Below are 20,731 nucleotides of genomic sequence, written 5' to 3'. Positions count from 1 at the left end.
TGTGCGGGTTTGGGTTTTAAAGTCCCACGCACCATCGCTTTTCGCTGATGATGAAACCAATACTGAGGTTTACGACGGGGAAAATACCGCCTTTGAACGGCCCTGTATAGTAGCCCGCACCTGCATCTATGGAAAAGCTTAGCCCAGAATTATAGCTACGCTGGATGCCATAAACTAGACCCCCATACCCGTGTACTCCATCGACCAGTTTTCCTTCCACTGTACGTTCGCCCGGTGAAAAAAGGGCCACGGTGGGAGCAATATAATTCCCAGAGTTTCCATAAATGGACCTTCTACGGTGGTAGCGTCCATCAAAATTGTGGTAATAGCGGTATTGGGCCGTAATGGCCGGGAAGAAATCCAGGTTCTCAGGGTCGAAGGGTTCGGTATGTGCAGGTTCCAACGCCACCTGCCATGCCACCCTGAAGTCCAAGGTGCTATTCACCCCCACTCCCATTTCATATTCAAGGCCTGGGTTGAAGATGTTGAGTTTTATCTGGCGTATCTCACAGTTTTTGCCATATTGGGCATGGCCCAACATTCCTGAGAACAGCATCACCAAAGAAAGCAAACGGCGCATAGTAGGTCAATTTGGTCATCTTATAACAGCTACTTTTTCAAAATAGTATCTGAAGTGAAAGATATCTTGGACAGGATCAACCGCTAATCGAATACGGGTTCCCGCGATTTTCGTTTAGTGGCGACCCATCCGAAGGTAAAATGGATCAACGGGCCATACCCATCGGGAACGCCATCGCCTTTGTAGAATCCAGCTCCCAGTTCCGCATTGAAATTGAAGCCATTCTTATACGTCCGTTGGATGCCATAGACCATCCCATAAAAACCAAGGTTGAAATCCTTCGGTCCCTCAATGTTGGTGGACACCCGCAGTTGGGAAAAGAAAATGGCCTGCGCCGCAGCGATATAATTCCCCGAATTCCTCGAAACGTTCTTATCCATGTCAATCCGTCTTTGGAAATTATGGTAATAGCGATATCGGTTGTTCATGGTCAACCCAAATGCATAGCCTTCCTCATAGGTGGCGGTCGCCAAACCCAATCCTGTTGAGATACTTTGGTTCCTGAACAATCCCAATTCATAGCTGAAACCCGGACTGAGCAGATCGAACCTAACCTGATGTCGTTCCAAATTGACGAGGTCAAAGGTTCTGCCCCGCTCTTGAAACTGGGCAAAAGCTCCAAAAAAACTTAAGATCAGTATGGAAAAAAAGAGTAGTTTTCGAAACATGGTAGATGGTTTTGTTGGCAATAAATCTAAAAAGGTTACCAAGCTTATGTAGTATATTTGTGCAAACTTTAAGAAATGGACATCACCAAAATACCCCAGATAAAACATACGGACAGCAACAATTTTTTCCTTTTGGCAGGACCTTGCGCCATTGAAGGGGAAGACATGGCGATGCGAATTGCCGAAACCGTGGTCTCCATTACAGACAAGTTGCAGATTCCCTATGTGTTCAAAGGAAGTTTTAAAAAGGCGAACCGTAGCCGTATCGATTCGTTTACGGGCATTGGGGATGAAAAGGCGTTGAAAATCCTCAAAAAAGTCTCCGATACTTTTGGGGTGCCTACTGTAACGGACATCCATGAAATTTCGGATGCGGCCATGGCCGCCGAATATGTGGACGTACTCCAAATTCCTGCTTTTTTGGTGCGCCAGACCGATTTGGTGGTGGCCGCAGCAGAAACGGGCAAGGTCGTCAACCTGAAAAAAGGACAGTTCATGAGCCCGGAAAGCATGAAACATGCCGTGACCAAGGTCACCGAAACCGGGAACGAACAAGCCATCATCACCGATCGCGGTACCATGTTCGGTTATCAGGACATGATCGTGGATTTTCGGGGTATCCCGACCATGAAGCAATATGCCCCTGTGGTGCTGGATGTGACCCATTCTTTGCAACAGCCCAACCAATCCTCGGGTGTAACGGGTGGAAGACCCGCTTTGATAGGCACCATGTCCAGGGCCGGTATTGCTGCTGGTGTTGACGGACTCTTCATGGAAACCCATTTTGATCCAGCCAATGCCAAAAGTGATGGCGCCAATATGCTGGATTTAAGTTTGTTGGAAAAATTACTGACCGATCTGACAGCGATCAGAACTACCATCAACTCACTATAAACGGTGATTTTTAAATAAAATCCATATTGCAAAAACCTAATCAACAGGGTTTTACATAATTTTTCACGTTTTATTTATAATTAGTCTAAATATTTTTTGCACAGACAAGTGTTGGGATTTACATTTGCATTCGAAAATTTATTTAGACCTATTATAAATAATAAAATGAAGAATATACTACTCATCCTCAGCTTTGTCACATTCTACACTTCGCTTGCCCAAACCGGCAGTATTTCTGGCAAGGTGACCGACCAACGAAACAATCCTTTGGTCAATGTGAACATTGCCCTTTCCAACACCAGTCTTGGAACAACCTCCGACAACTCAGGAAATTACCAAATTGAAGACCTTGCCCCAGGATCGTACACCCTTACTTTTTCCATGATCGGTTACACTACACAGACCGCTTCAGTAACGGCCAGGGCCAATAGCAACACAAATGTTCCCTTGGTCGTACTTGCCGAAAGACAGGAACAACTCAACGAAGTGATTGTTGAGGGGCATCAAAACAAGTATATCGAAAAACAGCCTTCAACCTCCTTAAGGCTAAAAACGGAACTGGTAAAGCTTCCCCAAAACATACAGGTGATCAGCAGTGAACTTCTGCAGGACCAACAGGTCACGACCATTATGGATGGACTTACCCGTAACGTCAGTGGGGTCACCATGCTGGAGCACTGGGGTCAATTTGCCCGGATCAACATGCGTGGTTTCCGCCTACCGGCATTCCGGAACGGAGTGAACGTTCAGGACAGCTGGGGACCATTGGCCGAAGATATGAACACCGTGGAGCGCATCGAGTTCGTGAAAGGTCCTGCCGGTTTTATGATGTCTGCTGGGGAACCTGGTGGTTTCTATAATGTGGTCACCAAAAAACCGACAGAGCAGTTTATTGCCAACGCCTCCTTTTCAGCAGGAAGTTTTGACTTTTACCGCGGTACGGTGGATGTGGGCGGAAAAGCATCAAGTAACGGAAAACTACTTTATCGCTTCAATGCCATGTATCAAACCACTGACAGTCACCGTGGCAATGAGCAGACGGACCGATTTGGATTCGCCCCTGCCCTAACCTACAAATTTAGCGACAAGACCTCCATCACCGCCGAAATGAACCTTCAGGATGCGGAATCCTTTTTGGGATCGGCCTACATTTTTGCCCCGGTAGCAGATGGTTATGGCAGCCTGCCCCGCGATTTCAATTTTGTGGACACCAACTACCCCAAGACCGATATCCAGGAAGTTACCTTCTTCCTGAACGCCAAACACGAGTTTTCGGATAACTGGAGCGTAGAGGGACAATTGGCCTATCTGCGATATGATCAAGTTGGAAACTCTGCATGGATTGCAGGACTGGATAGTGATACGGGAGATGTAGTAAGAACAATATCACAATGGGATGCATTGTCGGTGGGCAAATATGCACAATTGTATATCAATGGAGCCTTCCAAACGGGGAATGTTTCCCACAAGATCCTAGGTGGTTTGGATTTCAGTGAAAAGGCCTATTGGGCAGATTTCTCGGTCACCCTTCCCGTGGATACCGCTACACCCTTCAATATTTACAATCCGGTCTATGGGGTAGCTATCCCGGAGTTTGACCGATCCGTGAACGTACAATATCGCAATGGTGGACGTCCATATAGTGCCAATACCGTTCGAGGCTACTACCTTCAAGATGAAATCGGTTTCTTGGAAGACAAGATCCGTCTGACCCTCGCCGGACGTTACACCAATCTTTATACCCAAGGCAAAACCGAGCACGATAATGTGGTCACACCCCGTGTGGGCCTTAGTGTGGACATATTGCCCGACTTGGCCATTTATGGACTTTACGACCAATCCTTCTTGCCACAGGCAGGTATCAGTGCTGATTTGGAGCCTTTGAACGATCCTGTGGATGCCAACGACATCGAGGGAGGTATCAAAAAGACATTCTTTGATGGTAGACTAAGGACTTCCTTAGGTGCTTTCCAGATCACCAAAGAGAACATATTGACCGGAGACCCTGAAAACCCCAACTATTCCATCTATTTGGGCGAGGTCCAGTCAAAAGGTATCGAGTTTGACCTTCAAGGACAGGTGACACCAGAACTCAATGTGGTGTTGAACTATGCAAACACCAAGGTCGAGGTGACAAAGGACACCAATCCTGACAGGGTAGGCACACGGGTGGCCGGACACGCCAAGCATGTGACCAACGGATGGTTGAACTATAATTTTGCACAAACCTCTGCTTTGAAAGGATTTGGGGCCTCATTGGGCTACCAATACCAAGTAGACCGTTCCACTTGGGCGTGGGCTGCCGACAACCAATCCGATCTTCCTGATTATTTCAGGTTGGACGGTGCACTATCATGGAGGAACAGCAACTTCAGGGTACAATTCAACATCAACAACATTTTGGACGAATATCTGTACTCCGGGGCCAATTATGGGTCTTACCTGTACTGGCAGTCGGAACCGGGCATCAACGGAAGAATCACCGTAGCCTATACCTTTTAACCTAGACAATTTCACCAAAGGCCCATGCGATGACATGGGCCTTAAAACATCAACATCATGAAAAACAAACTTTTATTCCTTTTTATCGGCCTTTTTGGGGCCATGACCGCACAAGCACACTACCTCTGGTTGGAGACCAAAGGCAGCGGCAAGCTGGGCGAAAAGCATGAAATCCGCGTCCATTACGGAGAATACACCTATGGTGTGATTGAACAAGTGCAGGGAGAAGCATTTCCCTTGGTCTCCAAATTCAAGCTATGGCTCATTGCTCCTGATGGATCTAAAACAGAACTCAGCACCGAAGCCAAAGAGGACCATTACGTGGCCTATTTTACGCCTTCCCAAGATGGTGTTTATACCGCAGCCCTAAACAACAATGAGATCAATGTGATCGATTATACCCAATATGATTTTGGCATCTTCAAAACACATTACCACTCCACGGCCAAGGTACAGGTCGGAAACACCGATGCCGATACCCAGGCAGCCAATCCAGATGGCATTGTGGTAAAACAATTGGCCCACGACGGAAAAGAAATCAAACTTCAAGTCCTGTACAAAGGACAACCTTTGGCCAAAAATGAGCTTCAGGTCTATGTGGCCGATCTTTGGTCAAAGACCCTCTACACCGATGATAATGGCCAAGTTACTTTTGGCTTGCCTTGGGAGACCAAATACATTGTGGAGACCACGACCAAGGAAGAGGTGCCCGGAACCTACAATGGTGAAGATTACCAATTTATCTGGCACTGTGCCACCTTTTGCATAAAATAAACGGATACCCGATATGTCCACTGGAATCACTTTGCTCATTTTTATCGGTTTTTACCTTTTGTACGGTACATCCCAAAAGATGGCCATGACTGGTAGTCTTGGTCTTGAAAAATGGATCGGTGGACATGCGAAGATTTCCAAATATTCCGGCTCGGCCCTTTTGATCGTTTCATTGGGGCTGAGCTGTATTTATTGGGGTGCTGCTTCTGGAACGTTCACTTATTTCGTCATCCTGATGACCATTGCCAGTCTGGTCATCCTACTGGCCCCTTTGCGAATACTGAACCCTTGGTTTTTGACCTTGACCCTGATTATATCCATCATCTGCGAAATTGCTCTCTTCTAACCTATGCCTGCCAATAAAAAATACCTGACCCCATCGCCCTGGCAACGGTTTGCCAAGATCACTGCTGCCATTTTCGGGGGATTAATGGTCTCTGTCCTCTTCCACATGGCCTTGGCCAGTTGGGTCAACCATGTGACCGTGATCATTACAAGTACCTTTTCTGCCTTTATCTTATGGGCCATTTTGATGGTCGTGGGATTTCTGGGCAAAAACGGCTGGAAAACCTGGGGCATTTATTTGTTGACCTCACTGTTGCTTGGGGTCATTTTTTATATTGGCAACCAAACCAATCCAATCATCTGACCTTATGGGAAACCGAATCTATAATATTTTGTTCCATACGCACACGGTCAGCGGTATCGTGATCAGTGTGGGCCTATATGTGATTTTCTTTGCAGGCTCGTTTTCCTTTTTCCGGGATGAGATCACCAACTGGCAACGGGGGCACAATGTTTCCTTGGCCGATGAGATTCCCGGTAGTGTTGATGGCTATTTGAACGACCTTTCCAAAGACCACAACCTGTATGGCAGGGATGTGGAGCTCTACCACTATTTCAACGAACGGAACATATCCGTCAGCCTGACCGCCTCAAAGGATTCCCTGGCCAAAGAGGAGGACAAGGCACGTGTGTTCTTCTACGTGGACACGGAAGATAAGAGCACCGGGGATTACCGCGGTTCGTACCACTTGGGCGAATTTCTCTATCGCCTGCACTTTCTGGACCAAATTCCCTACCCTTATGGTAGATACTTGTCCGGTTTTGTGGCCTTCTTTTTCCTTTTCGCCATCATCACGGGGATTTTGGTGCATTGGGACAAGATCATTTCCAATTTTTACACCTTTAGGCCATGGGCGAAGATCAAGACAATTTGGACAGATGCCCACACAGCACTTGGTGTGATAGGCTTCCCTTTTCAGTTTGTGTATGCCGTAACAGGGGCCTTCTTCCTATTGAAAGGCATCTTGATACTTCCTGTGGTAATGGGATTCTACGATGGTGACCAGAATAAACTGTATGAAGATTTGGAGTACAACCATCCCGAATATGCTTTTTACAACGAAAGGCTTGAAGGCCCCATCAGCATAGACCCCCTTGTTGCGGACCTTAAGGAGGAATGGCCCGATTTTAGGGTCACGGAAGCCCACATCTTCAACTATGGAGACCAAAACATGCATGCTGCCATCAGTGGGTATTTGGGCCGTGGCACCAAATTGAATGGTCTGGGCCATCGGATATACAAAGTTGCAGATGGTTCCATAGTGGAAGAAAAGGTGCCCCTGACCAACAATTCTTATCTGGACGGCGTCAAGAACATGATGTTCCGTTTGCACTTTGGCGATTATGGAGGCTATGGTTTACGGGTCATATCCTTTGTGCTTGGATTGGTTTCCTGCTTTGTGATCCTATCCGGGATCATGATCTGGTTGGTGGCACGGGACAAAAAGAACATCCCTGAAAAACGACGAAAGTTCAACCATCAAGTGGCCAACATCTATATGGCGATCTGCCTTTCCATGTACCCCGTGACCGCCCTGGAATTTATCATTGTGAAGTTTGCCAGTCATGTGGACATGGCCTTCATGTACCGTACCTATTTCCCTATCTGGTTGGTAGCCTCCCTCTTTTTTATCTTCAAAAAGAACATCGCCTTTACCAACAAATGGACTTTGATCACAGGTGGTATGCTGGGGCTTTTGATACCCATTGCCAACGGTGTGGCTTCCGGGAATTGGATATGGTCCTCCATTTCCAACGATCAGTACCATATACTCTTGGTGGACCTACTCTGGTTGTTCCTTGGCCTGACCACTCTTTGGATCGCTTTTTTTAAGTTGAAACCCAAAAAGGGTGAATTTGTGCCGAGCAAAGGTTAGTTTTTATAAAACCCTTTGTCCCGAAGTGAGTAGGCTTCCTTCAACACATCAACAAGAACGGCATCGTCGATTTCCTCCAAGGTAAGGTAACGTAGCGATTTGACCACTTTTCTGTTCTCCGTGGCCATCTTATCCAAATGAAGGGTCAAGTGGGCCGAACTCCAAAAGGCGATATCCACATATCTCTTCTTTTGGGAAACATTCAAATAGCAAATGGGCTGTTTGTCCACATAAAAGCAAGGGATACCCCATTTGTATTTCATATCCACCTTGGGCACAACGGCTTCGATGACAGCCTTTAAGTGCATCAAAATGCTCCTAAAAGGTTCTTTCTGATGTAAGATATATTCTTCGGCCGGGTTCATGGGATAAAAATAGCCCATTATCCAAAAAAATTATTTTTATTCAATTTTTATTTTAACTTTGAATTTCAAAGTACTTTACGATGGATTCAAAAAAATACTTGGACGACATTTCCCAGATCAAAGACATGATGAGTCGTTCGTCTCGTTTCATATCGCTCACAGGGCTATCGGGTATTCTGGCAGGAATCTACGCCATTACTGGGGCTACGGTAGCTTACATGTTTCTTTTGCCCAATGACTATGAAGTACTGACCGTTGATAGTCTAAAGTTCAAATCAATCATCGGAATCTTGATCTTGGTCGCGGTGCTCAGTTTTGTGACAGCCTATTTATTGACCACCAGAAAGGCCAAACGGAACAATGAGAAAATTTGGGATGAAACCACCAAAAGGCTGCTGATCAACTTTTTTGTACCCATGGTGACGGGCGGCATCTATATCTTGATAAAACTGCATAGCAGGCATTATGGTCTCACAGCCTCCCTGATGCTCATCTTCTACGGTCTGGCACTCGTCAACGCTTCAAAATACACCATTGGCACCGTCCAGTACCTTGGCTACAGCCAAATTGTTTTAGGACTGATATGTGCAGCATTTCCCGGCTATGGATTTTGGTTTTGGGTACTTGGATTTGGTGTCTTGCACATTGTTTATGGAACAATAATGCATTTTAAGGAAGATAGGAAGTAGTATGGGGCTCATTGATAATATCAACAAACTTTTTGATCACCGCATCCGGTTGGGCATTATGTCCATCTTGATGGTCAATGACGATGTTGATTTCAATCGGCTCAAGGAACTCTTGGATGTTACGGACGGTAATTTGGCAAGCCATACCAAGACCTTGGAAAATGCGGAATACATCAAAGTTGAAAAAGCTTTTATTGGCAAAAAACCCAATACCAAATACTTCATTACCCCTTTGGGCAAACAAGCCTTTAAAAAACATATTGATGCCTTGGAAGATCTGATCAGAAACCCTAAATAATTTTTTTATCAATTCACTTTGTTTTTCAAAGTACTTTAATTTTATATTTATGACACTACAAAAACGCATCGGCAATTGGCTAAAAAACTCCATCTCCGCAAAAATGATCACGGTAGGATTCCTGATCCTTATTTTATTGGTCCCCTTGGGCTTTGTGGACGACCTTATACGCGAACGCGGACATCGGCAGCAGGAAGTGATCTCGGAAATCAACAGCAAATGGGGCGAGGAAGTCATCATCAATGGCCCCATTTTGAAGGTTCCCTATCATCAATATGTAGAAGAAAAGGTATTTGATGAAAAGACCAAGACCTTTCTCAAAACAGAAAAAGCGGTAAGGCATGAGGCGTATTTCTTCCCTGATGAACTACATATAAATTCCAATGTCACCACACAACCTTTGGAACGTGGCATATACAAATCTGTGGTATACACTTCAAATTCGGAACTAAAGGGAACTTTCTCCAATCCCAGTTTTAAAGAAATGGAGGTTGGGGAAGAGGATATACTTTGGGACAAGGCGACAATCGTGTATCAGGTAAGCAACTTGAAGGGCATCCGAAATACGGTGGCCATCAACCTCAACAATCAACGGTACGATCTAAAACCGAAGTTCGATAATGCCTACATGAACACACTTGAATCCGATTTTATTCTCGATCTGGAAGAAATTCAAAACAGCACATTGGATTTTGAATCCAATATTACCATAAATGGCAGTAATCGTTTGCAATATGTCCCCATTGGTAAGGAGACCATAGTGGCGATGAAGTCCAACTGGCACTCCCCTAGTTTTAATGGAAATTTTTTACCTGACACGGAAGGAAAGAAAATTTCAAAGAACGGATTTGAGGCCCGGTGGAAGGTTTTGGAAACCAATAGAAGGTTTGGACAATCCTTTTTTGACCACCTTCCCGATTTAACGGAGTTTGCCTTTGGCACCGAGTTCTTGGTTCCTGTGGACGATTACCAGAAAACCTCGCGCACCAGTAAATATGGGTTTATGATCATTGGCCTCACACTATTGGTTTTCCTTCTGATCCAAATTAGCAGCAAGATTTCCATTCATCCCTTTCAATATTTGATGATAGGTTTGGCCTTGGTCCTTTTTTACACCCTGTTGATATCCATTTCAGAGCACAAAAACTACCTTTTTGCCTATGTAGTTTCCGGTGGTGCCATTGTGTCTTTGATCACCATTTATTCCAGGTCCATTCTCAAGAACCGGAAATTCACTTTACTGGTTTTGGGGTCCATGTTGGGGCTCTACTCCTTCATCTTTGTGATCATACAACTGGAAGATTACGCCCTTTTGGTAGGCAGCATAGGACTGTTTGTGATTCTGGCCACCATCATGTACACTTCGAGAAAAATTGATTGGTCGGGACAGTTGGAAGATTAAGGAACGTACACTGCTCTGGTTTTCCGGAGCAGTGTGCATTATCTAAAAAGGTTGCCTTTAAAATTGACTTATTTCCCCTTGAAAATCTTTTTCACCAACTTCATCAGCAAAAGGGCCAGAAGGCCCACTACCAAGCCTACCAAAAAATCCTTCAGCATGGATGGAAATTGAGGAAATAAATGATGGAGGTATTCAATGTTATGGTTGAATATGCCGCCAGATACCAATAGAAGGGCCAAGGTACCCACAATAGAGAGGGCCTTGATGATTTTGGGCAGTGCATTGACCAATACCATGCCCACCTTGTCCGAGAAGCTATCGTCCCTATCGTTCAGTCGGATCAGTTTGTACCCATAATCGTCCATCCGAACGATCAAAGCCACAATGCCATATACGCCTACAGTGGCCAAGAGGGCCACTACCGACACCACAACTATGCGTGTAGCCAAAGGTTCGTTGACCACGGTGCTCAATGCGATGATGACAATTTCTATGGAAAGGATAAAATCCGTGATAATGGCCTGCTTCACCTTGGTCTTCTCCAATGCGGGCAAATCTTCTTCAGGAACAGTAGCAGTTTGCTCTGCATATTCTTCCTTATGGGGAAAAAAGAACTCATAGACCTTTTCTGCACCTTCATAGGCAAGATACACCCCTCCCAACAAAAGAATGATGGTTATCGCGGTAGGAAGATAGGCACTCAATAAAAATGCAATGGGGAGAATGATCAATTTGTTCAAAAAGGAACCTTTGGTAATGGCCCATAGTACAGGTATTTCCCGGTTGGACACAAAACCGGTCGCTTTCTCGGCATTCACTGCCAAATCATCGCCCAATATTCCCGCTGTTTTTTTGGTTGCAATCTTGCTCATGGACGCCACATCGTCCATTAGGGCAGAAATATCGTCCAATACTGCAAAAAAACCAGAAGCCATAGGTGTGTTTTAGCGTTGAGAAACTTTCATTGATCGAAAGCAAAATAAACAAATCCAAGTGTAACGAGGCATTAAAAAAAATAAAAATGAATCGGGTGATTTGCTATTGGACACCTTCCATGGATAACAAGGTGGTCACCCAAACAATTACCGAAGAAAGGAAAATCCCGATTGTATTGGCTGCGAAGGCCTGCCTTTTTTTCATCTTGAAAAGATAGGCAGCAATACTTCCCGCATACACTCCCGTTCCAGGCAAAGGGACCATTACGAAGAGTACTATACCTAGAAATCCGTACTTCTGGACCTTGCCGCCTGAGCCTTTTTTGGCCCGCTGCCCCACATAGACCGCCGATCTTTTATAGAACCTCCACTTGACCAAATACTTGTTGATGTGCTCCAAAAAGATCATCATGATCGGAAATACGAGCACATTGGCCAAAAAGCAGGCAATGAACACCAGATATTCGTTCACGCCCTGGTAGATGCCGTAGGGTATGCCCACTTTGGCCTCTCCAAAAGGGGACAGGCTCCAAAGTGCCGCTATGATCAAATCTTTGTGCACGAGATACCGTTTTTTTCAACCGACAAACCTAGTGAGGAATTTGTTTATCTGCACTTTTGAAAACCTTAAATATTTATTAATTGTGATGCACACGGAAGAACGGTCAGAAGACTAAGTGTATCCTATTTTTAGGTTATCAGTTTGTAAAATCCACCAAAGGAAGTTGAAACATTGCCCGCAGTTCACTAATTTTAACAAAACCACTGCCATGAAGTTCCAACCTCTACCCCTATTGATCTGCTTACTGACCATTTCCCCGATATTTGCGCAAAAGCATACCCACCAAAGTGCCAGACCCCTTGCTTTTCCTGATGTACCGGGATTTAAAACCTTAAAGACCGACCTGCACCAGCATACCGTCTTTTCCGATGGTAATGTGTGGCCCACCATTCGGGTCATGGAGGCGCTGCGGGACAATCTGGACGTTATTTCACTCACGGAACATATTGAATATCAGCCACACAAGGAAGATATTCCCCACCCCGATCGGAACAGGTCCTATGAAATTGCCCTGCAAGAAGCCAAGGACCACGACCTATTGGTCGTGCATGGTTCGGAAATCACGCGGCAGGCACCGATGGGGCACAGTAATGCCATTTTTATACAGGATGCGAACAAATTGTTGAACGACGAGGCCGAAGACTCCTTTGCCGAAGCAAAACGCCAAAATGCCTTTGTGTTTTGGAACCACCCAGCATGGCACCCCCAATCTCCCACGGGCAACCCTATTTTGAGTGATTTTCAAAAAGAACGTATCCAAAATGGCGAACTGCACGGTATCGAGGTCATCAATATGGGAGATTATGCAGAAGAATCGTTGGCGTTGGCCCTGGAGCACAATCTGGCCATCATGGGCAACAGTGACATCCATGGTCTTATTGATTGGGACTATGCGGAGAAAGGGCATGACCGCCCGGTCACCTTGGTCTTTGCCAAGGAAAAAACAAAGGAATCCCTAAAAGAAGCATTGTTTGCCGGGAGAACGGTGGCCGTTTTCAATTCACTTTTGGTGGGAAAGAAGGAAAATTTGGTTCCGCTGTTACAGGCTTGCATCCAAGTTGAAAAGGCGCAATACATCAACAAGACCTCTATTCTGGAAGTGACCATGAAGAACGTTTCCAGTAGTGACCTCATTTTCGAGAACCAGATGCCCTTTACTTTTTATTCCAGCTCCCCTGTGTTTACCGTTCCTGCTGGCGAAACAAAGACCATCAACATCAAAACCTTGGAAAGAAAAGATGGCTTGACCTTAACACTAAAGGCGTTGGGCGCTTATGTGGCACCAAAGGTGCAACCCATTGTTGAATGGGAAATCAAAGTAGCGGAGTGATCAGGCTACGGAAGGAACATTGGCCCCATTGATCTCGATATCAAAATCGGGCAGTATTTTTTTGATGCATTCCTTAGGGGTCTTTTCCGAGATCCAGACCCAGTTCCGTTTTACATCCACATCAAAATGGTAGCAGGAGAAGTCGCCGCAACATTCACCATCGACCCGGGTAAGCAAAAACTTGGTGATCCTTGGCCTAAGGCTGTATTCCAAATCGATGCAGGCCCTTTTCATGGCCGGATTGGCATTTCCTGAATATAACCAGTTGAAATTCACTGTTTCAAACAATAGGGAAAACAAGATACAGATAAATAACATATCATTAACAAAAAAGAACCGAAATCGACCAATGGTCGATCATTCTTTTTCATTCACATAATCTTGCAAATAGGCATACCGTTCTGTGAGCTTTCCATTTTGTGTCATCCGTGCCCTTTGGAGTATCCCGTCCACATCCCCATTGAAGAAAGCAGGGATGACGTATTTGGAAAATGCCTCGCCAAAGCCATTGCTGGCATCACGGGGCAATTCGCAGGGAAGGTTGTCCACGGCCATCACCGCAATGGCGCCCTCTTTTTTGAAGTCGGTCTCGGTTTCGGTCCAGGGATTGTATCCATATATGGGATCTGCAATGGTGGACGCCCTTAGGGTCGTGGCCACCGGGCCATCAATATCACAACTGATATCGGCCACGACTTTTATCTTGAAGTCAGGTTGTTTGGCATCCTCCCGAGTATAGAGATAGGGGGCCCCGTCCCCATAAAAATGTCCGGCAATATAAAAATCGGTGACCTTGGCAAAACGAAAGAAACTGGATCTGTACTCCTGCGGATTTTTAAAGAAATCTATCTTGTTACCCCGAACACCGTCCTTACGTTTGTTGTATTCCGAAGCATCTATTTGGCAGTAAACGGGTTCTTGGAACGTTTTTTTCAGATAATCCTCCACGCCCACTTTCTTCAGGCCCATGGCATCGAGCATTTCCTTGGCCCCATTGCCTACCCTACCCCTTCCGGTGAGCAGGATCTTGATGTTGGGAAGGTTGATTTTTTGGAGTTCCGCGATCAATGCCTGTTGGTCCTTGAGCGTTTCTGCCTTTGGCAGGTGGAACTGGTCATACTTCAATCCAAATGTCCGGATTCCGTTGTACGCCCCCACAATGCCTGCATATCGGCCAAAAGCGACCAATCGCTGTCCTTTGGGATTGGTAATGACCTCATGATCATACAGTTCGATGTCCTTTTCCAAAACGGCCCGTAGTAAATCGCGGTTGTAGGGCTGCTTTTTAATAGTATGGGAAAAAAAGAAATACTTTTTGTTGGGGATCAATGCATCGATGGGGACTTCCTTTACGCCGAGAAGGACATCGCATTCGTCCATATTGGTAACCACTTGTAGGCCTTTATCGACATATTCTTGGTCCGAGAACACGCGAATGGGCGATGATTCGACCAAAATTTCGGCTTTTGGGAACTGGGAAAGGACATTTTGACATGCTTCTGGGGACAGCACCACCCTACGGTCTGGCGGATTTTTGCGCTCTCGTATGATTCCGAACTTCATAAATGGGTCTGGTATAATTGTTGACCAAAATAAGGGGAAAAGGCAGGGTAAGCAAACTTTTTATGGTTTGATGGATATGAGTTACCTTTGCCGACCGCGTTAGGGATAGAGGTGATATCCTTTTTCTGTCATTCCGAGCGAAGTCGAGAAGCAGAAAAAGATAAAGCCGATAGCCCGACCCCCGAACATTCGGGGGAAACGCCCACACTTTGACTGCGTTAAGTGCAGGCCAAGTTCTTTGATAAAAAAGTGGGAGATTCCTGTCTTCGCAGGAATGACATCTCATTACGGGGCCGACCGGTTTTGACAGCAAGACCAATGGCCATGTAAGCATGCCGAGCTATGGAATTGATGCTCGTTAATCTCCGTTCCAACCTTTTACATGGCGAGTCTAACTACGCTTTGGCTGCCTAATTGACTGAATCACAGTAAGTCATGGCCTAGTCCCGCAAGGCGGGAAAGCTGAATGTCCCTTGGTAGCCCTTGTTGATGGCGACCTTTATTGGGGTACCATAAAAGTCAACATAGCGATCTTATAGCTTCGATGAGATCGTAAAATTAAAGAAGCTAAGCGTACGATAGGCGGTTTTCGGTCGGTCGTGCGTCGACAATCAAACGAAGACTAAGCATGTAGAAAGCATCGTTATTGCTTGTTTGGACGAGGGTTCGAATCCCTCCGGCTCCACCAAAACACCATCAAAACAACACATTAAACCTGTAAATTACTGATTTACAGGTTTTTTTTTATTTTATTTGGTTTCATTTAAACACCATAAACATCTTTATACCTATTTTGAAAACACAACTTTTGGTTGTTCAATTGTAGATACCACAATCTTTAGGACAGGTTTTCTCAAAGTACAATGGCCTTGCCTGGTATGGGTATGGGATATCTCCCCTCATGATCCGGCTTAGTTGGCGTGGCAGAATCCCATGTCAGTTCCTCGGGCATAAGCTGAAGATTGGAGTTCATGGCTTCCTCCCAACCGATTACTTTTCCGCTGTAGGTGGCCATTCTTCCCAAAATGGCACTCATGGTACTTTTTGCCCCATTTTCCGCATCATTGATGACACCTTTCTCTCGAATGGAGGCAAACATTCTGTTGTGCTCTTCTTGGTATGGATTGTGTCCTTGCGAATTGCTGATGGATTCCATTTCCTTTCCAGATAGGTCATATATCTTGGCCGCACCGGCATCGCTGGTGATCACGGTACCATTGGTCAACTGAAAAGCTTCACCGACCTTGTACATGGTATTGGGCTGGTGTCGGCACTGACTTGATATGACCGCCCCACTTGGATAGGTGAATTCAACAAAATGATGGTCAAAGATTTCGCCATGGTCCGGTCCTTTCCTCACCATTCTTCCTCCCATACCCTGTGCCGATAGCGGGTATTCCCCGATAAACCAATTGGCAACATCAATATTGTGTATATGCTGCTCGAGAATATGGTCTCCACATATCCAGTTAAAATAGTACCAGTTCCTCATTTGGTATTCCAGCTCCGATTGTCCAGGTTTTCTGGGACGTACCCATACCCCTTCACTGTTCCAATATACCTGACCCGCCACTATTTTGCCCAAACTTCCATTCTTGATGAGTTCATGGGTCTTTATGTAATTTTCTTGGTAATGGCGCTGAAGGCCGACCACTACGTTCAACCTTTTTTGATCGGCCAATTTGGCGGTCTCAAGCACTTTTCTTATGCCAGGAACATCCGTCGCCACTGGTTTTTCCATGAACACGTGCTTGTCGTTTTCAATGGCATAGGCAAAATGATAGGGCCTGAATCCAGGTGGGGTGGTAAGGATGACGACATCTGCAAGATCTATGGCCTTCTTGAAACCATCGAAACCGACAAATTTGTGCTCCTGCTTTACCTGCATCTTGCCAGTGTCCTTATATTTTTCATAAAGGTGTCCATAGCTGGAATTCAATTGGTCTTCAAACAGGTCTGCCATGGCAACCAGTTCTACATGGTCATCGGCCTCCAACGCCTGGTTGGCCGCACCGGTGCCCCGGCCTCCACAACCCACAAGGGCAATCTTCAATTTCTTTACGTTGAACACATTCGCCATGGCACTTGTGCCCAGTGAGGGAAGAACTATGGCTCCTGATGCCAATGAGGCTTTTTTTATGAACTCTCGTCTTGCTTTGGTCTTGGATTGCTTTTTTGGTTTCATCTGTCTATTTATTAGGATACTCATTTATTGTTTTCCCCAATAACGGGAATATTCGTCAGGGGAAGGGGTCTCCATTGGCCTTACTACCCTAAACCCTACAAATCCGGCATCGGTAAACCACCATTTACTACGGGGGAATTGTGGGTCGCGCTCTTTCCATACGGGATCCGATGCCATTCTGGAAGCACTGCGCAATTCATCGGGTGTACTTGTGAAGGAACCGCCCCTAACAGCCACAGGATACTCGCTCACTGTCGGTTCAAAGGGTAAACCAGCTTCCGCATAACCTTCCTCACTATATTGGTCCAGTGTCCATTCCGCAACGTTTCCGTAAATATCGTACAATCCCCATGGATTTGGTTTTTTGAGGCCAACCTGATGATACTTTCCATCACTGTTCTCCTTAAACCAGGCGTGGTCTTCCAATTTCGAAGGATCTTCCCCAAAATAGTACGGTCCTTCACTTCCTGCCCGTGCGGCATATTCCCATTCCGCCTCCGTGGGAAGACGGTAAAAATGGCCGGTTAAGGCCGAAAGCCATTCACAGAAGGTAGAAGCTGCTTTTTGGGTGATGTTCACCACTGGAAAACCTTCTTCCCTTCCCATACCAAGGCTCATATCCACATAGGGTGTGGTAGCCCCAGACACTGCGTCAACGTCCAGATCAACATCCGAGGCTTTGTGTTCATTTTCGAGTTGGTCGATGGCCCGTTCGATGAAAAGATTGTACTGTTCCCATGTGATTTCATATTGGGAAATCCAAAAACCGTTCATCTCAATTTCGCGGACGGGGCCTTCATCACTTTTTCTTCCCTCCTCATCCAAGGCACTGCCCATTTCAAATGTGCCCGATGGTATGGCCACCATTTCCAGACCAATGTCCACACCAGGAATGCTCTGGGTATAATTTGATTCGCTCTGGGAATATAGGGTCCCAATGGCGCACAATAACCAAAATAGGGGTGTAATGATCAATTGCTTCATCTAAAACAAATCAAAATGTATCACTGCTTTTATAGGCCTCGATCACGGCCTGTTCCCCTTCCTTGCCTTTTCTGGAATTGCCATGCTCCATGCCCACGATGCCCTCAAACCCTTTGGAATGGATATGTTTGAATACATTCCTGTAATTGATCTCCCCTGTGGTAGGCTCATTTCTTCCTGGATTGTCCCCCACCTGAAAGTAGGCGATTTCGTCCCAGCATGCATCGATATTGGGAATGAGGTTTCCTTCTTGGATCTGTTGATGATAAATATCGAAAAGGATCTTGCATGAAGGGCTGTCCACAGCTTTGCATACTTCATATGCCTGTGGACTATCCGTTAAAAACAGGCCGGGATGGTCACGGAAATTCAACGGTTCCAGCACCATTATCAAACCATGGGGTTCCAAAAGGGCACTGGCCTGTTTTAGGGATTCCACCACATGGGCAGTTTGAAACTCTTTTCTCAACCTTAGGTCCACATGGCCTGGGACCACGGTCATCCATGTGGCATTCACTCTTTTGGCAACCTCAATGGATTCCTTTATTTCCGCAAGAAACTTTTCACGAAGTGAAGCATCGCCATTGGCAAGATTGGGCTTGTCCCAAGAAATTGTATGTGCCACAAACACCCCCATTGAGATGCCCCGCTTGGCCATGGTAGCGGCCATTTTTTCCTGCAGGTCTTGGGACCTGCCCTTCATGCCATTGTCCTCAAAGGCGGTAAAGCCCATATCGGCCATGAAATTCAACTGGTCAATAGGGTCGTCCCCTGCCGATTCCTTGAACATGCCAAGGTGCGGGGCATACTTGAGCTTGAACCCGGTCTTCACCTGTTCGGGACCCTCCTTAAAAGCGGACAGTACGCCGACTCCTCCCAGACCCAAAGCTGTGGAAGCAATCATCTTGTTCTTTACAAAGTCTCTTCGTTTCATATTTGGATGGTCTTTGGTCTTTATTTACATCTATATTACAACCTTCATCTGACTTAGGCGCTACATTTCTGGATTTTCACAAAAATCATCTCCCCATATCGAATCATAAAACCCAGCATTTTCAAATATCGATTGGACTGTACCGACCATAGTAGCCAGCTTATTAAAAATGCCCGGCAGTAAGGGAGGTTTACCACCGGGCATGAATTAAAAAAAACTAAATCAAAAAAACTAAACTAATCAATCTATGTCCCAAAATATTTTGGTGGATAGGTTATCGTTGCTCTTGACCGCATTGTAATTTTCAGTGTTGTACACCAATTCGCTGTTCGGATAGATCCAACGATTGGGTGGAAGGGATTGGGCATTGGCCGGGTCCTCCCAAAAATCGAGTTCAGGGGCGTTCAGCCTTCTAAGCTCTGCCCAGTTTTCATAGGGTTGTATCACATTGAAACTGAGCCATTTTTGCGTTGCGATAAGACTCATTTTTTCCGCTTCACTTGTGGCATTGTCCCAACTGACCGCTGCGGACCCGAGGTAATCCGATATTTCGGTATCTCCCAAGGCCACCAGTTCTGGCGATGTCGCATCATTGCTCAGCTCCCTTACCTGATAATAAAAATTGATGGATTCCGTGATGCCTCTTTCATAGGCCTCTTTGGCCATGGCATCGTTCACGCCCACATAGGCTTCGGCCTTCAAGAAGTTCACTTCCCATGCCGTGATGATCAGGCCAGGGAAATAATCGTTCCTGCTGAGGGTGGACCTGTTGTAAATGGTCAATTCACCAGAGTTGATCAAGGTTTCCTGGGTGCCAGGGTTCAGCAAGGGGTCCAATCCGATGTATTCCTTATCGGCATTGTTCTCGCCCGGCTCGAACATGGCACGTAGCCTTGGATCGTCATTGGCCAGCATATGGTCAATCATTGCCTTTCCTGCAATGTTTCCGTTCCAATCCTCCAAACCGGTCTGGAAGCCTTCGGAATCCAATGGGGTACTTAGATCATAGACGGTGATCTGGATGTTTTCATCATTCGTCTCCACGATTGGATACGTAGTGGGGTCGCTCAGGATCTCATTGATCTCTGCCTGCGCCCTGCTTGAAAACTCCCCAGCTCCGGAGACCCTTGTCAACATCCGCAACCGTAACGAATTGCAGAATTTTTGCCACTTTTCAATGTCTCCTTTGTTGATATAGTCCTGCGCCCCGAAACCCACCGAGATGCCTGGGTTGACATTGATGGTTCCCAACTTTTGGGAAAAATCGCTCAAATCGTCCAGCATCATGGTATAAAGGTCCTCCGCACTATCGTAAGGGGCCAAGGAGGCAATATAATCGCCACCGTTCTGGCTCAGTTTGCCCGCTTCCGTGAAAGGGATATCCCCATGGAGATCGATGGTCACTTGGGTGAAGTCATACAGGTAAATCGTTGCCGTAATCATATAGATTTCGTTCAGCGCCTGTTCTTCCGGCGAAAGATTGTTGTATATCTTCTCCAGTTCCCTGTACTGGGACAACAATTGATAATAGTTGCTCCATCGGTCACTGATCGAAGCGGCCCCGGGCACATATTGGTTATTGGCGTTTATCCACCCTACGGCTTGGTTGTAGTATTGTAAGGTATTGCGCAGCACAACAAAATAGTTCCAATAAGCGGGCAACACATATTCCCTATTGGTCTGAAGAAATCCTGTGAACTGCTTGTCCACAGTTCCCTGTGATAATTTTGACGGATCTGGGTAGTAGTTTGCAAATTTGTCCTCGGTACAAGAGACAAGCACAACCAACACCACCATCGAAACGATTGTTTTTGATATCTGTTTCATAAAATTTTTCATAATTC

The 20,731-nt window shown here is 45.9% G+C and carries 21 protein-coding genes and 1 other RNA gene; 11 read left to right on the top strand and 11 right to left on the bottom strand.

The features are described from left to right. Positions 1 to 16: 16 nt before the first annotated feature. Together FOT42_RS10415 and FOT42_RS10410 are read right to left on the bottom strand one after the other, a co-directional pair. A complete protein-coding gene (locus FOT42_RS10415; protein ID WP_151890512.1) occupies positions 17 to 580 on the bottom strand; it encodes a hypothetical protein in 564 nt (187 codons plus the stop codon). An 83-nt stretch (positions 581 to 663) separates the two neighbouring features. After that, on the bottom strand, positions 664 to 1,248 hold the full coding sequence (locus tag FOT42_RS10410; RefSeq protein ID WP_151890511.1) for a hypothetical protein: 585 nt from the start codon (positions 1,246 to 1,248) through the stop codon (positions 664 to 666). 75 nt (positions 1,249 to 1,323) lie between these two features. On the opposite strand from FOT42_RS10410, the gene kdsA reads away from it, so the two are divergent. The 6 genes from kdsA to FOT42_RS10380 all read left to right on the top strand — a co-directional run bounded on the left by kdsA (position 1,324) and on the right by FOT42_RS10380 (position 7,640). Next, on the top strand, positions 1,324 to 2,142 hold the full coding sequence (gene kdsA, locus FOT42_RS10405; RefSeq protein ID WP_151890510.1) for a 3-deoxy-8-phosphooctulonate synthase: 819 nt from the start codon (positions 1,324 to 1,326) through the stop codon (positions 2,140 to 2,142). Positions 2,143 to 2,307: 165 nt separating this feature from the next. After that, positions 2,308 to 4,644, top strand: a complete 2,337-nt coding sequence (locus FOT42_RS10400; RefSeq protein WP_151890509.1) for a TonB-dependent receptor — start codon at positions 2,308 to 2,310, stop codon at positions 4,642 to 4,644. A gap of 57 nt (positions 4,645 to 4,701) precedes the next feature. Then, entirely contained in the window at positions 4,702 to 5,418 is a 717-nt protein-coding gene (locus tag FOT42_RS10395; protein ID WP_151890508.1) for a DUF4198 domain-containing protein, read from the top strand. Positions 5,419 to 5,431: 13 nt separating this feature from the next. Continuing rightward, positions 5,432 to 5,764 carry a hypothetical protein gene (locus FOT42_RS10390; protein WP_151890507.1) on the top strand — a complete coding sequence of 111 codons (333 nt, stop codon included), beginning with the start codon at positions 5,432 to 5,434 and terminating at the stop codon, positions 5,762 to 5,764. 3 nt (positions 5,765 to 5,767) lie between these two features. Continuing rightward, positions 5,768 to 6,067, top strand: a complete 300-nt coding sequence (locus FOT42_RS10385; protein WP_151890506.1) for a hypothetical protein — start codon at positions 5,768 to 5,770, stop codon at positions 6,065 to 6,067. Between the two features lie 4 nt (positions 6,068 to 6,071). Next, the gene (locus FOT42_RS10380) at positions 6,072 to 7,640 is read left to right on the top strand and encodes a PepSY-associated TM helix domain-containing protein (RefSeq protein WP_151890505.1); all 1,569 of its coding nucleotides are present in this window, start codon (positions 6,072 to 6,074) and stop codon (positions 7,638 to 7,640) included. On the opposite strand, the gene FOT42_RS10375 is transcribed toward FOT42_RS10380, so the two are convergent. Further along, entirely contained in the window at positions 7,637 to 8,023 is a 387-nt protein-coding gene (locus FOT42_RS10375) for a DUF1801 domain-containing protein (protein WP_313788425.1), read from the bottom strand. The two genes, FOT42_RS10380 and FOT42_RS10375, sit on opposite strands and share 4 nt — an antisense overlap. A gap of 62 nt (positions 8,024 to 8,085) precedes the next feature. On the opposite strand from FOT42_RS10375, the gene FOT42_RS10370 reads away from it, so the two are divergent. From FOT42_RS10370 to creD, 3 genes are read left to right on the top strand one after another with little or no spacing between them, the layout of a single operon-like run. After that, positions 8,086 to 8,694, top strand: coding sequence for a hypothetical protein (locus FOT42_RS10370; protein ID WP_151890504.1), 609 nt, complete (start codon positions 8,086 to 8,088; stop codon positions 8,692 to 8,694). A gap of 1 nt (position 8,695) precedes the next feature. Next, positions 8,696 to 8,992 carry a winged helix-turn-helix domain-containing protein gene (locus FOT42_RS10365; RefSeq protein ID WP_151890503.1) on the top strand — a complete coding sequence of 99 codons (297 nt, stop codon included), beginning with the start codon at positions 8,696 to 8,698 and terminating at the stop codon, positions 8,990 to 8,992. 49 nt (positions 8,993 to 9,041) lie between these two features. After that, a complete protein-coding gene (creD, locus tag FOT42_RS10360; RefSeq protein ID WP_151890502.1) occupies positions 9,042 to 10,394 on the top strand; it encodes a cell envelope integrity protein CreD in 1,353 nt (450 codons plus the stop codon). A gap of 68 nt (positions 10,395 to 10,462) precedes the next feature. Here creD and FOT42_RS10355 read toward each other — a convergent pair whose 3' ends face one another. Both FOT42_RS10355 and FOT42_RS10350 read right to left on the bottom strand, forming a co-directional pair. Continuing rightward, positions 10,463 to 11,329: a DUF808 domain-containing protein gene (locus FOT42_RS10355; RefSeq protein WP_151890501.1), complete on the bottom strand. Its 867-nt coding sequence runs from the start codon at positions 11,327 to 11,329 to the stop codon at positions 10,463 to 10,465. A 103-nt stretch (positions 11,330 to 11,432) separates the two neighbouring features. Next, positions 11,433 to 11,891: a COG2426 family protein gene (locus FOT42_RS10350; RefSeq protein ID WP_151890500.1), complete on the bottom strand. Its 459-nt coding sequence runs from the start codon at positions 11,889 to 11,891 to the stop codon at positions 11,433 to 11,435. 208 nt (positions 11,892 to 12,099) lie between these two features. Between FOT42_RS10350 and FOT42_RS10345 the strand changes: the two genes are divergently transcribed. Continuing rightward, the gene (locus tag FOT42_RS10345) at positions 12,100 to 13,221 is read left to right on the top strand and encodes an Sb-PDE family phosphodiesterase (protein ID WP_151890499.1); all 1,122 of its coding nucleotides are present in this window, start codon (positions 12,100 to 12,102) and stop codon (positions 13,219 to 13,221) included. Here FOT42_RS10345 and FOT42_RS10340 read toward each other — a convergent pair whose 3' ends face one another. Together FOT42_RS10340 and FOT42_RS10335 are read right to left on the bottom strand one after the other, a co-directional pair. Further along, a complete protein-coding gene (locus FOT42_RS10340) occupies positions 13,222 to 13,521 on the bottom strand; it encodes a hypothetical protein (protein ID WP_151890498.1) in 300 nt (99 codons plus the stop codon). A gap of 57 nt (positions 13,522 to 13,578) precedes the next feature. Then, the gene (locus tag FOT42_RS10335) at positions 13,579 to 14,784 is read right to left on the bottom strand and encodes an NAD(P)-dependent oxidoreductase (RefSeq protein WP_151890497.1); all 1,206 of its coding nucleotides are present in this window, start codon (positions 14,782 to 14,784) and stop codon (positions 13,579 to 13,581) included. A gap of 289 nt (positions 14,785 to 15,073) precedes the next feature. On the opposite strand from FOT42_RS10335, the gene ssrA reads away from it, so the two are divergent. Next, positions 15,074 to 15,472: a transfer-messenger RNA gene (ssrA, locus tag FOT42_RS10330) on the top strand. Positions 15,473 to 15,637: 165 nt separating this feature from the next. Here ssrA and FOT42_RS10325 read toward each other — a convergent pair. The 4 genes from FOT42_RS10325 to FOT42_RS10310 all read right to left on the bottom strand — a co-directional run bounded on the left by FOT42_RS10325 (position 15,638) and on the right by FOT42_RS10310 (position 20,714). After that, the gene (locus FOT42_RS10325) at positions 15,638 to 16,969 is read right to left on the bottom strand and encodes a Gfo/Idh/MocA family protein (protein WP_151890496.1); all 1,332 of its coding nucleotides are present in this window, start codon (positions 16,967 to 16,969) and stop codon (positions 15,638 to 15,640) included. 24 nt (positions 16,970 to 16,993) lie between these two features. Beyond that, positions 16,994 to 17,953 (bottom strand): formylglycine-generating enzyme family protein, encoded by a 960-nt coding sequence (locus FOT42_RS10320; RefSeq protein ID WP_151890495.1) that lies wholly within the window; start codon positions 17,951 to 17,953, stop codon positions 16,994 to 16,996. A 10-nt stretch (positions 17,954 to 17,963) separates the two neighbouring features. Continuing rightward, the gene (locus tag FOT42_RS10315) at positions 17,964 to 18,887 is read right to left on the bottom strand and encodes a hydroxypyruvate isomerase family protein (RefSeq protein WP_151890494.1); all 924 of its coding nucleotides are present in this window, start codon (positions 18,885 to 18,887) and stop codon (positions 17,964 to 17,966) included. A gap of 240 nt (positions 18,888 to 19,127) precedes the next feature. Further along, entirely contained in the window at positions 19,128 to 20,714 is a 1,587-nt protein-coding gene (locus FOT42_RS10310; protein WP_226789860.1) for a SusD/RagB family nutrient-binding outer membrane lipoprotein, read from the bottom strand. Positions 20,715 to 20,731 lie beyond the last annotated feature (17 nt).

The organism is Flagellimonas hadalis, assembly GCF_007785775.2.
Taxonomy (GTDB): domain Bacteria; phylum Bacteroidota; class Bacteroidia; order Flavobacteriales; family Flavobacteriaceae; genus Flagellimonas; species Flagellimonas hadalis.
Note: the sequence above shows the minus strand (reverse complement) of the source record. Positions and strands in the feature narration are given on the sequence as shown.

Coding starts and splice junctions, on each gene's coding strand:
- FOT42_RS10415 (WP_151890512.1), bottom strand. CDS start 580: ATGCGCCGTTTGCTTTCTTTGGTGATGCTGTTCTCAGGAATGTTGGGC.
- FOT42_RS10410 (WP_151890511.1), bottom strand. CDS start 1,248: ATGTTTCGAAAACTACTCTTTTTTTCCATACTGATCTTAAGTTTTTTT.
- kdsA (WP_151890510.1), top strand. CDS start 1,324: ATGGACATCACCAAAATACCCCAGATAAAACATACGGACAGCAACAAT.
- FOT42_RS10400 (WP_151890509.1), top strand. CDS start 2,308: ATGAAGAATATACTACTCATCCTCAGCTTTGTCACATTCTACACTTCG.
- FOT42_RS10395 (WP_151890508.1), top strand. CDS start 4,702: ATGAAAAACAAACTTTTATTCCTTTTTATCGGCCTTTTTGGGGCCATG.
- FOT42_RS10390 (WP_151890507.1), top strand. CDS start 5,432: ATGTCCACTGGAATCACTTTGCTCATTTTTATCGGTTTTTACCTTTTG.
- FOT42_RS10385 (WP_151890506.1), top strand. CDS start 5,768: ATGCCTGCCAATAAAAAATACCTGACCCCATCGCCCTGGCAACGGTTT.
- FOT42_RS10380 (WP_151890505.1), top strand. CDS start 6,072: ATGGGAAACCGAATCTATAATATTTTGTTCCATACGCACACGGTCAGC.
- FOT42_RS10375 (WP_313788425.1), bottom strand. CDS start 8,023: ATGGGCTATTTTTATCCCATGAACCCGGCCGAAGAATATATCTTACAT.
- FOT42_RS10370 (WP_151890504.1), top strand. CDS start 8,086: ATGGATTCAAAAAAATACTTGGACGACATTTCCCAGATCAAAGACATG.
- FOT42_RS10365 (WP_151890503.1), top strand. CDS start 8,696: ATGGGGCTCATTGATAATATCAACAAACTTTTTGATCACCGCATCCGG.
- creD (WP_151890502.1), top strand. CDS start 9,042: ATGACACTACAAAAACGCATCGGCAATTGGCTAAAAAACTCCATCTCC.
- FOT42_RS10355 (WP_151890501.1), bottom strand. CDS start 11,329: ATGGCTTCTGGTTTTTTTGCAGTATTGGACGATATTTCTGCCCTAATG.
- FOT42_RS10345 (WP_151890499.1), top strand. CDS start 12,100: ATGAAGTTCCAACCTCTACCCCTATTGATCTGCTTACTGACCATTTCC.
- FOT42_RS10335 (WP_151890497.1), bottom strand. CDS start 14,784: ATGAAGTTCGGAATCATACGAGAGCGCAAAAATCCGCCAGACCGTAGG.
- FOT42_RS10325 (WP_151890496.1), bottom strand. CDS start 16,969: ATGAAACCAAAAAAGCAATCCAAGACCAAAGCAAGACGAGAGTTCATA.
- FOT42_RS10320 (WP_151890495.1), bottom strand. CDS start 17,953: ATGAAGCAATTGATCATTACACCCCTATTTTGGTTATTGTGCGCCATT.
- FOT42_RS10315 (WP_151890494.1), bottom strand. CDS start 18,887: ATGAAACGAAGAGACTTTGTAAAGAACAAGATGATTGCTTCCACAGCT.
- FOT42_RS10310 (WP_226789860.1), bottom strand. CDS start 20,714: ATGAAACAGATATCAAAAACAATCGTTTCGATGGTGGTGTTGGTTGTG.